This is a genomic window from Streptomyces sp. NPDC044106, from assembly GCF_056433985.1.
Map to the genome: position 1 here is coordinate 166,082 of NZ_JBWKFZ010000015.1, position 10,154 is coordinate 176,235.

General features: G+C 72.7%; 10 protein-coding genes. 5 read left to right on the forward strand and 5 right to left on the reverse strand.

What is annotated here, in order from left to right; genetic code table 11:
- Window positions 1–22: 22 nt before the first annotated feature.
- Window positions 23–1,381, reverse strand: coding sequence for an aminotransferase class III-fold pyridoxal phosphate-dependent enzyme (locus AC07DI_RS27410; protein WP_478906593.1), 1,359 nt, complete (start codon window positions 1,379–1,381; stop codon window positions 23–25).
- Between the two features lie 426 nt (window positions 1,382–1,807).
- Window positions 1,808–1,987, reverse strand: coding sequence for a hypothetical protein (locus AC07DI_RS27415; RefSeq protein WP_384260349.1), 180 nt, complete (start codon window positions 1,985–1,987; stop codon window positions 1,808–1,810).
- 34 nt (window positions 1,988–2,021) lie between these two features.
- On the opposite strand from AC07DI_RS27415, the gene AC07DI_RS27420 reads away from it, so the two are divergent.
- The 3 genes from AC07DI_RS27420 to AC07DI_RS27430 all read left to right on the forward strand — a co-directional run bounded on the left by AC07DI_RS27420 (window position 2,022) and on the right by AC07DI_RS27430 (window position 4,497).
- Complete coding sequence (locus AC07DI_RS27420; protein WP_478906595.1) at window positions 2,022–2,351, forward strand: hypothetical protein; 330 nt, start codon at window positions 2,022–2,024, stop codon at window positions 2,349–2,351.
- Between the two features lie 88 nt (window positions 2,352–2,439).
- The gene (locus AC07DI_RS27425) at window positions 2,440–3,135 is read left to right on the forward strand and encodes a response regulator transcription factor (RefSeq protein WP_478906597.1); all 696 of its coding nucleotides are present in this window, start codon (window positions 2,440–2,442) and stop codon (window positions 3,133–3,135) included.
- A gap of 3 nt (window positions 3,136–3,138) precedes the next feature.
- Window positions 3,139–4,497: a sensor histidine kinase gene (locus AC07DI_RS27430; RefSeq protein ID WP_478906600.1), complete on the forward strand. Its 1,359-nt coding sequence runs from the start codon at window positions 3,139–3,141 to the stop codon at window positions 4,495–4,497.
- On the opposite strand, the gene AC07DI_RS27435 is transcribed toward AC07DI_RS27430, so the two are convergent.
- Window positions 4,436–5,242 carry a VTC domain-containing protein gene (locus AC07DI_RS27435; RefSeq protein WP_478906602.1) on the reverse strand — a complete coding sequence of 269 codons (807 nt, stop codon included), beginning with the start codon at window positions 5,240–5,242 and terminating at the stop codon, window positions 4,436–4,438. The genes AC07DI_RS27430 and AC07DI_RS27435 overlap by 62 nt on opposite strands.
- Window positions 5,239–5,901, reverse strand: a complete 663-nt coding sequence (locus AC07DI_RS27440; protein WP_384260362.1) for a DUF4956 domain-containing protein — start codon at window positions 5,899–5,901, stop codon at window positions 5,239–5,241. The genes AC07DI_RS27435 and AC07DI_RS27440 overlap by 4 nt, the downstream gene beginning before the upstream one ends.
- A gap of 175 nt (window positions 5,902–6,076) precedes the next feature.
- Here AC07DI_RS27440 and AC07DI_RS27445 point away from each other — a divergent pair, with 175 nt between their 5' ends.
- Window positions 6,077–7,972: a serine/threonine-protein kinase gene (locus AC07DI_RS27445; RefSeq protein ID WP_478906603.1), complete on the forward strand. Its 1,896-nt coding sequence runs from the start codon at window positions 6,077–6,079 to the stop codon at window positions 7,970–7,972.
- A 113-nt stretch (window positions 7,973–8,085) separates the two neighbouring features.
- Here the strand turns inward: AC07DI_RS27445 and AC07DI_RS27450 are convergent, their stop codons facing one another.
- A complete protein-coding gene (locus tag AC07DI_RS27450) occupies window positions 8,086–9,369 on the reverse strand; it encodes an adenylosuccinate synthase (RefSeq protein WP_384260367.1) in 1,284 nt (427 codons plus the stop codon).
- A 155-nt stretch (window positions 9,370–9,524) separates the two neighbouring features.
- Here AC07DI_RS27450 and AC07DI_RS27455 point away from each other — a divergent pair.
- Window positions 9,525–10,154 (forward strand): diacylglycerol kinase family protein (locus AC07DI_RS27455; RefSeq protein WP_478906606.1); only part of this gene is annotated, 630 nt, incomplete at its 3' end.

Below are 10,154 nucleotides of genomic sequence, written 5' to 3' on the forward strand. Positions count from 1 at the left end.
GTCACCGGGGGGTGCGGGCGGGCTACACCGTGTACTCGTCCGCCGCGGTCAGCGCCTCGTCGAGCGCCGCGAGGCCCTCCTTCGCCTCGGCCTCCGTGATGTTGCACGGCGGGACCACGTGGGTGCGGTTCATGTTGATGAACGGCCACAGGCCCTGCTTCTTGGCGGCGGCGCCGAACGCGGCCATCGGGGCGTTCGCCTCGCCGGTCGCGTTGTACGGCACGAGCGGCTCGCGGGTCTCCCGGTCCTTCACCAGCTCGAGGGCCCAGAACATGCCGACGCCGCGCACCTCGCCGACCGACGGGTGGCGCTCGGCGAGCGCGCGCAGGCCCGGCTCGATGACCTGGGCGCCGAGGGCGGCGGCGTGCTCGACGACGCCTTCCTCCGCCATGACGTTGATCGTGGCGACAGCGGCGGCGCAGGCCAGCGGGTGGCCGGAGTAGGTGAGGCCGCCGGGGTAGGGGCGCCTGGCGAAGGTCTCCGCGATCTCCGCGGAGATGGCGACGCCGCCGAGCGGCACGTATCCCGAGTTCACGCCCTTGGCGAAGGTCATCAGGTCCGGCGTGACGCCGTCGAAGTGGTCGACGGCGAACCACTCGCCGGTCCGTCCGAAGCCCGCCATGACCTCGTCCAGGACGAAGACGATGCCGTACTTGTCGCAGAGCGCGCGGACGCCGGCGAGGTAGCCGGGGGGCGGGGTCATGATGCCCGCGGTGCCGGGGATCGTCTCCAGGATGATCGCGGCGACGGTGCCGGGGCCCTCGAAGACGAGGGTGTCCTCAAGGTGCTGGAGCGCGCGCTCGCACTCCTGCGCCTCGGTCTGCGCGTAGAAGCGGGAGCGGTAGAGGAACGGCGCCCAGAAGCGGACGACGCCCGACGTGCCGGTGTCGGAGGCCCAGCGGCGCGGGTCGCCGGTGAGGTTGATGGCCTGCTGGGTGCCGCCGTGGTACGAGCGGTACGCCGAGAGAACCTTGGGGCGCCCCGTGTGCAGGCGGGCCATCCGCACGGCGTGCTCGACGGCGTCGGCGCCGCCGTTGGTGAAGAAGATCTTGTCCAGGTCGCCCGGGGTCCGCTCGGCGATGAGGCGTGCGGCCTCGGAGCGGGCCTCGACGGCGAAGGCGGGCGCGAACGTCGTCATCGTCGCCGCCTGCTCCTGGATCGCGGCGACGACCTTCGGGTGCTGGTACCCGATGTTGGTGTAGACGAGGCCGCTGGTGAAGTCGAGGTAGCGGTTTCCTTCGTAGTCCCAGAAGTACGAGCCGTCGGCGCCGGCGATCGCGGGCGGGTCGATGAGCTCCTGTGCGGACCAGGAGTGAAAGACGTGTGCGCGGTCCGCGGCCTTCACGGCGGCGCCGACCTGGGGATTCGGCTGAGGGGTCATGGGGCCGAGGGTAAGTGTCCACGGAGTGGACGGGACATGGGCGTCTTGTCTGACGTGTGTCGCGGAACCCGACAGAGTGTCGGGTGGCGGGGGTTTTGAGGGGCGGGGCCCGGGGGACGAGGCTGCCCTGGGCGTCGCCTTTGCGGGTGGGGGCCGCGGGTCTTGCTTCAGGGGCGGGGCCCGGGGGACGAGGCTGCCTTGGGCGTCGCCTTTGCGGGTGGGGGCCGCGGGTCTTGCTTCAGGGGCGGGGCCCGGGGGACGAGGCTGCCCTGGGCGTCACCTTTGCGGGTGGGGGCCGCGGGTCTTGCTTCAGGGGCGCGGGGAACTGCGCGACCAGCCACGGGCGGGCCGCAGACGGAAGGAGCGCCGCAGGCACAAGGAGCGCCGCAGGCACAAGGAGCGCGCCGCAGGCGCAAGGGGCGGGCGTCAGTCGTCCAGGTCCGGGACCACCTTGGCCCAGGGGCCCGACCGCCCGCAGCGGATCTCGTACGGAAGGTCCTCCCGCTCGTCGTCATCGCCCGGCTCCGCCTCAAGGCGGGCAACCGCCGAAGGCCCCCGCTCCACGTCGTCGTCGATGTGGAAGCCGTCCGCTGGACTCCAGGACACCAGGTAGACCGTCCCGTCGGAGCGGCACTCCGCCGTGGCCGATCCCCCCGTGAAGCGGACGGTGGAGCGTTCCGGGGAGGCGGTCGCCGAGGGAAACGAGGACGGGTGCGAGGAGGAGGGGGACGGGGACGAGGGGGACTTCGGGGGCGCGGAAGCCGAAGGGTGCGCGGACGACGCCGCCAGAGCCCTCCGCACCGCCGCCTCGTCCAACGGACGACTGTGCGCCGCCCCGCCCTCCCCGTCGGAACTCGCCAGCTGCCACGCGCCCAACGCCCCCGCCGCCGTCCCCACGGCCACCCACGCCGCCGTCACGACGGCGTTCCGCCACTTCCTCATCCCGCCACTGTGCCGCATCGTTTCCTAACGCCCGGTTAAGAGCGCGTCCTGAGCACGCCCTGAGCACGTCCTGACCCGGACAAGGCCCCGCCCCCACCCCTGACTACGGTGGTTGTATGGCACATCTTCTCGTCGTCGAGGACGATCCCCAGCTCCGCGGCGCCCTCGTACGGGCCCTGCGCGACAAGGGGCACGCCGTGGCGACCGCGCCCAACGGCATGGCCGGGCTCGACGCCGCGGTGACGGACGGGCCCGACCTGGTCGTCCTCGACCTCGGCCTGCCGGACGTCGACGGCGCGCAGGTCCTCCGGATGCTGCGCGCGGTCAGCGACGTCCCCGTCATCGTGGCGACGGCCCGCGACGACGAGCCCCAGATGGTCACCGTCCTCGAAGCGGGCGCCGACGACTACATCGTCAAACCCTTCGGCGCCGCACAGCTGGACGCCAGGATCAAGGCCGTGCTGCGCCGCCTCGGGGCGAGCGGTACGGAGGAGCCGCTGCGCGTCGGGGCGCTCACCATCGACCCGGCCGCCCGCGAGGTCACCCTGGACGACGCCGCCCTGGACCTCACGCCCCGCGAGTTCGACCTGCTCGCCTACCTGGCCCGCCGCCCCGGCCAGGTCGTCTCGCGCCGTGAACTCCTCGCCGAGGTCTGGCAGCAGCCGCTCGGCGGCGCCGACAAGACCGTCGACGTACATCTGTCGTGGCTGCGGCGGAAGTTGGGCGAGACCGCCCAGCGGCCCCGCTACCTGCACACGGTCCGCACGGTCGGCGTGAAGCTCGCGGCCCCCGAGGGCCGGGACGCGGACTGACCGATGCGCCGCAGCCTCCTCCTGCTGACCGCGGCGACCACCGCCCTGGTCCTCACCGCCCTCCTCGTCCCGCTCACCCTGCTGACCCGCACCCACGCCGCCGACCGCGCCACCGCCGAGGCCACCGCCCGCGCCCAGTGGGTGGCCCACGCCCTGGGCCCCGCCCTGGCGACCGCCGACGAGCGCGGGACGGCCGAGCAGACGGTGGAGAGCGTCAACGGGCCCGGCCTGCCCAGCACTTCGCTGATCCTCGCCGACGGCACGGTCATCGGTGAGCACCCGCACCACGGCCCCTCCGTCACGGACCCCGTCCGCCTCGCCCGCACGGGCCGCGCCTTCACCTACGAGACGAGTTCCGGCAGCCGCCTCGTCCTGGTCCCCGTCCAGGGCGCGAAGGACGGCACGGCGGTGGTCCAGGTGACGATCGGCGAGAAGCAGTTGTACGCGGGCACCCTCACGTCGTGGCTCGTGCTCGCCGGCATCGGCGTGGGGCTCGTCCTCATCGGCCTCCTGCTCGCCGACCGGCTCGGCGCGCGCCTGGTCGGGGCCACCCGACGGCTGGCCCGCACCGCCGACCGGCTGGCCGCGGGCGACCTGTCGGCCCGCGCCGAACCGGAGGGACCGCCCGAACTGCGCCTGATCGCGGGCGAACTGAACCGCCTCGCGGCCCGTATCGACGAACTGCTCGCCGCCGAGCGGGAGAACGCCGCCGACCTGGCCCACCGCCTGCGTACCCCGGTCGCCGCGCTGCGCCTGGACGCGGAGGCCCTCGGCGACACGGAAGGGGCGCGGCGCGTCGCGGCGGACGTCGCGGCCCTGGAACGCAGCGTCGACGACGTGATCCGCAAGGCGCGGCGCCCCCTGCGCGAGGCGCCGCGGGCCGATCTGGCGGCGGTGACACGCGAACGGGCCGCGTTCTGGGAGCCGCTCGCGGAGGACCAGAACCGCGCCACCCGCACCACGACACCCGACCACGAGGTCCTGGTGCCGGTCCCCGGCGACGAACTCGCCGCGGCCCTCGACGCGTTGATCGGCAATGTCCTGGACCACACGCCGCAGGGCACGGCGTTCACCATCACGGTCCGCCGTACGCCCGAAGGCGGCGCGGAGCTGACCGTCGCCGACAAGGGCCCCGGCTTCCCCGACGGGAGCGCCCCCGACCGCGGCACGAGCGGCGCGGGCTCCACGGGTCTCGGCCTGGACATCGCCCGCCGCACCGCCGAGGAGGCGGGCGGCCGCTTCGAGACGGCGAACGGGGGCGCCGGGACCTCGCGACAGGCCACCGGCGCCCGCGTCACCCTCAGCTTCCCGCCCGTGCCCCCCGGGGGAACGCCGTCCGCACCGAGCGCGCCCACTTGTTGATCCCGAGCTCCGGCCGGACCGCGGCATACCCCCCGCAGTACTTGGTGAAGTCGGCGGCCCGCACCCCGTAGCGGTGCAGCACCCGGTCGGCCTCCGTCAGGTGCCCCTTGGTCTTCGTCTCCACCAGGACCAGACCGCTGTCGGCGGCGGCGCTGCGTCCCGTCACCGTGTCCCGCACGACGAGCCCCGCGTCGCATGTGACGCGCTGCCCGTCGGCGACGAAGGTCGCCCGCTGGTACTCGGTCACGAGGGACGGGGCGAGGCCGCCGGGCGCCTCGATGTCGTAGGAACCCCGCAGCACCCCCGCGAGGAAGCCGAGCCGCACCGGGTCGAGCGCGTGGTCGTCGCCTTCGAGCCGCTGGCGGTGCTTGACGGTCTCGCCCCGCCCGCTCTTCAGCTTGACCTCGAACTGCCGCTCCCCGCTGTCCTGGTAGACCCGCTCCCTGATCCGGTAGCGCAGTCGGCGGCCCTGCCGGTGGTCGTGGAAGGTGCCCAGGTCGGGGGTGTCGTAGTACGTCGAGTGGTAGCGGAACCAGCGCCGGCCGCCGATGCTGAGCGCCCGGAAGGGGCCGCTGGGCCGCCGGGGGTCGGTCAGCAGGGCCGCGAGGTCCTCGAATATCTCCACGGGCACGAGATAGCTGTTGTCGTAGCGGGCGAGCAGCTCCGCCCTTGCGTTCACTTCGTCGAGCGCGATGGGGTGCGCGGCGAGGGCGGCGCGGCCGATGGCGCGTACGGCGGGGTTCACACGGTCTCCTTCGGGTACCTGGGGGCGATCGTGTCGGACCGGGTCGTGCGTCGTCGTACCGTCAACTCCCGGGGCGGCACGGATGGTTCCGGCTGACGGAAACGGACTTCCAGCACCATGAGGTCGCGTACGTAGTCCACTTCCTGGACGGTCCACCCGAGCGGCTCCCCGAGCCGCCTCGCCAGATCGGCCCGCAGGGGCCCCTCCTCTCGGTGGACGGCGTCCAGGGTGACGACGGCCCGCCGGTCGCGTGCGAACAGCCGCGGATGGTCCGCGCCGTACATGACCACGAGCAGCACGGCGGCGAGTCCGGCGGCCACCGGCAGGCGCAGCTCGGGAAGGCCGCAGAGCAGGCCGAGCACCAGGGTGACGAAGTAGTACGCCACTTCCCTGTGCTGCAGGGCGTCGGAGCGCAGCCGCACGATCGAGAGCACGCCGAAGAGGCCGAAGCCGAGGGCGAGCCCGCCGTTGCCGCCGGAGTCGCCGACGGTCCCGAGCCCGGCGACCACCGTGAACAACGCGACGTTCAGGGCGAGGTACGCGGGGACGAGCTCGCGCCTGCGATGCCTCGGGTAGAAGACGCCGAAGGTCAGCAGGGAGACGGCGGCGAGATCGACGCCCAGGTGGGCGGCGAGGGTCAGGGTGCTGGTGCTGTCCATGCCGGGGACGCTAGGGAACGGCGGGTTAAGGCCGCCCCTCATGGACGTTAAGAGCCCGTCCTCGATCCCCCGGCGAACCCGTTATGCAACCGTAGAGCGCAGAAGGGCCCCACCCTGCCGTACGGCCGCACTATCCTCACTCTGTTGCACACCAGTGGGGGAGGTCGGTGCGGCGATGGAGAAGCTCGTACCCGGAGATCCGCAGAGAATCGGGGCATACCGTCTGCTGGCGCGGCTCGGCGCCGGCGGCATGGGGCAGGTGTACCTGGCGCGGTCGGACCGCGGCAGGACGGTGGCGGTCAAACTCGTCCGCCAGGAACTCGCCGAGCAGGACGAGTTCAGGAACCGCTTCCGGCAGGAGGTGCAGGCCGCGCGGCGGGTCGGCGGCGCGTGGACGGCGCCGGTCCTCGACGCGGACACCGAGGCGGCGATCCCGTGGGTCGCCACGGGGTACGTGGCGGGGCCCTCGCTGCAGAGCGTCGTCTCGCACGACCACGGCCCGCTGCCCGAACGGTCCGTGAACATCCTCGCGGCCGGGCTCGCGGGCGCGCTCCGCGACATCCACGCCGCGGGCATCGTCCACCGCGACCTCAAGCCGTCGAACGTCCTGGTCACGATCGACGGCCCGCGCGTCATCGACTTCGGCATCGCCCGCGCCCTTGAGACGGTCACCGACGGCGGTCTCACGCGCACCGGCGCGCTGGTCGGCTCGCCCGGCTTCATGGCGCCGGAGCAGGTGCGCGGGGACCGCATCACCCCGGCCTGCGACGTGTTCTGCCTCGGTTCCGTCCTCGCGTACGCGGCCTCGGGGGCGCTGCCCTTCGGTACGGCCAACAGCGGGGTGCACGCGCTGATGTTCCGCATCGCGCAGGAGGAGCCGGACCTGACGGACCTCCCGGAGAGCCTCACCGAACTCATCGCCGCGTGCCTGCGCAAGGACCCCGCGGACCGGCCCTCGCTCGACGAGATCCAGGAGCGGACGGGCGCGGCGGAGGCGCTCGGCGACGGCCGCACGATCGACCCCTGGCTGCCGGGCGCGCTGGTGGCCCAACTCGGGCGGCACGCGGTGCAGTTGCTGGACGCGGAGGACCCGGAGGAGGCGTCGGGGGCGGCGGGGGCCGGGGCCGCCGCGGCAGGTACGGGCGGCCCCGCCGAAGACGCTTCGGAGGCTGACGCCCCCGCCGAAGGCACTCCCCCACAACCCCCGTCTCCCCCCTCCCCCGGCACACCCGGCTCCACGCCGCCCCTCAACCACCTGCCCACCATGGTGTCGGGCCAGGCCCCGCCGCCCGCGCAGCCGCCCGGATCACCGGCGTACGGCTACCCGCGGCAGCACCCCCAGGCCGCCGCCTACGGCTACCCGCAGTACGCGCAGCAGCAGTCTGCACCACCGCCCGGCTACGGCCCCACCCCCGCGTACGGCCCCGGCTCCACGCCTCCCTACGGACCGGGCGCCACGCCCCCGTACGGGCCCGTCCCGCCGCCCGGGTCCCCGCGGCGCAGCGGCCGTTCCACCGCCGCGCTGATCGTCGTGGCGTTGATAGTGGCCCTCGGAGCGGGCGGCGCCGTCTACGCCGTCATGAAGGGCGACAGCACCGGCACGAAGGGGGGCCACGACAGCAAGAACAACGCGGGCAGCGCCTCGCGGACGCCGGGACCCACCTCCTCGACCCCGGACCCGACAAGCCCTTCGCCGTCCGCCTCGGACACGGAGGAGGGCACGGTCCCCGACAAGTACCTGGGCACCTGGACGGGCGGCCTCGACACCAAGACCGGTCACAGCACGCGCGAACTCACCCTCCGGCAGGGCGAGGTGGGCGACACGGTCCTCTCGGTGACGGCGGACGGCCCGACCGACACCGGCGGCACCTACCACTGCGTCTTCCGGGGAAAACTGGAGTCCGCGTCCGGCGACCGCCTGCTCATCGGCCCCACCGAGATCACGGTCGGCGAACCCATGGCGTCCTGCACACCGGGCCACCCGAGCGTCATCACGATCCTCGGCAACGGCAAACTCCGCCGCGCCGACACGGACGGCAGCCGCGAGCTGACGTATGACAAGGGGTACTGAACCGCTCCCTCCGGCATGAGGAGGAGACGCGAGAGGGGTGGGTCGCGCTTCGGCGCGGCCCACCCCTTCGGGTGCGCTGATCAGGCGAACCGGAAGATCAGCGGACGGGGAGATCAGACGAACGAGTTGATCTCGATCGTCTCCGTGCGGCCCGGGCCCACGCCGATCGCGGAGATCGGGGCGCCGGACATCTCCTCCAGGGCCTTCACGTACCCCTGCGCGTTCTTCGGCAGGTCGGAGAAGGTCTGGGCCTTGGTGATGTCCTCGGACCAGCCGGGGAGGTACTCGTAGACCGGCTTCGCGTGGTGGAAGTCGGTCTGGTTGTACGGGAGTTCCTCGACGCGCTTGCCGTCGATCTCGTACGCGACGCAGACCGGGATCTGCTCCCAGCCCGTCAGGACGTCCAGCTTCGTGAGGAAGAAGTCCGTCAGGCCGTTCACGCGGGTCGCGTAGCGCGCGATCGGCGCGTCGAACCAGCCGCAGCGGCGGTCACGGCCGGTGGTGACGCCCCGCTCGCCACCGATGCGGCGCAGGTCCTCGCCGTCCTGGTCGAAGAGCTCCGTCGGGAACGGGCCCGCGCCGACACGCGTGGTGTAGGCCTTCAGGATGCCGATGACGCGGCTGATCTTCGTCGGGCCGACGCCCGTACCCGTGCAGGCGCCGCCCGCGGTCGGGTTCGAGGAGGTGACGAAGGGGTACGTGCCGTGGTCCACGTCCAGGAGCGTGCCCTGGCCGCCCTCGAAGAGGACGACCTTGTCGTCGTCGAGCGCGTTGTTCAGGATCAGCGTCGTGTCGGCGACGTACTGCTTGATGTTCTCGCCGTGCTCCAGGAGCTGCTCGACGATCTGCTCCGCCTCGATCGCTCGGCGGTTGAACACCTTCGTCAGGAGCTGGTTCTTCTGCTCCAGGGCCGCTTCGACCTTCTGCTGCAGAATCGACTCGTCGTACAGGTCCTGCACGCGGATGCCGGTGCGGTTGATCTTGTCGGCGTACGTCGGACCGATGCCGCGGCCGGTGGTACCGATCTTCCTCTTCCCGAGGAAGCGCTCGCCCACCTTGTCGACCGTGACGTTGTACGGCGTGATGACGTGCGCGTTACCGCTGATCAGCAGCTTCGACGTGTCGACGCCGCGCTCGTTCAGACCGCTCAGCTCGGAGAGCAGGACCGACGGGTCGACGACGACTCCGTTGCCGATGACAGGCACACAGTCCGGGGAGAGAATCCCGGAAGGGAGGAGATGCAGCGCGTACTTCTGGTCGCCTACGACAACCGTGTGGCCGGCGTTGTTGCCGCCCTGGTAGCGCACCACATAGTCCACCGAGCCACCGAGCAGGTCGGTGGCCTTTCCCTTGCCTTCGTCACCCCACTGAGCACCGAGCAGCACAAGTGCGGGCACAGGCGTACACCCCTTCCGGGCGGGGCATGTCCAAGGTCTGGGGGCCGTAGCCGCCGTATGGGTGTGCCTTGGATGCTGCCCCGGAATAGACGAAGCCCCTGGCGCAATAGCGCAAGGGGCTCTTGCACAAAGATGCTACCCGAGGAAGGACGCACGTGTCGGCTCGCGACCAGCTGCTAGTCGTCATCGACCCGGTCGCCCGGCGCACGGACGGTGAGTCGGTACGGATCGCGAAGGACGTACTCGGCGCGGGTGCGGCCGTCCGCGTCTGCCTCCCCGACGGCCCCGAAGACTTCACGAAAGCGCTGGCCAGAAGGGGTACGCGGCGTCTCGTGGTGATCGGCGACGACCGGGCGCTGCTGCGGGCGGTCGGCTCCCTCCACCGCGAGCGGGAACTCGCCGACTGCGCGGTTTCGGTCGTCCCCGTCGGCGCGGCACAGACGCTCGCGCGGGCTCTCGGGGTGCCGGCGGGGCCGGTGGCCGCGGCTCGGGCGGTGCTGGAGGGGGTGGAGCGGCGGCTCGATCTGTTGGTGGATGAGAGTGATGGGGTGGTTCTGGCGGATTTGCGGATTCCGCCGGTGGGGGTGGGGGCGGGGGCGGGTTCCGGTGCGGGTTCGGGTGCGGGTTCGGGGGCCGGGGTGGGGGCTGCGGCTCTCTCCGCCGGGGTGGGACCGGGTGCGGCTTCCGGGCCGGGTGCGGCTTCCGGGCCGGGTGCGGCTTCCGGGCCGGGTGCGGCTTCCGGGCCGGGTGCGGCTTCCGGGCCGGGTGCGGCTTCCGGGCCGGGT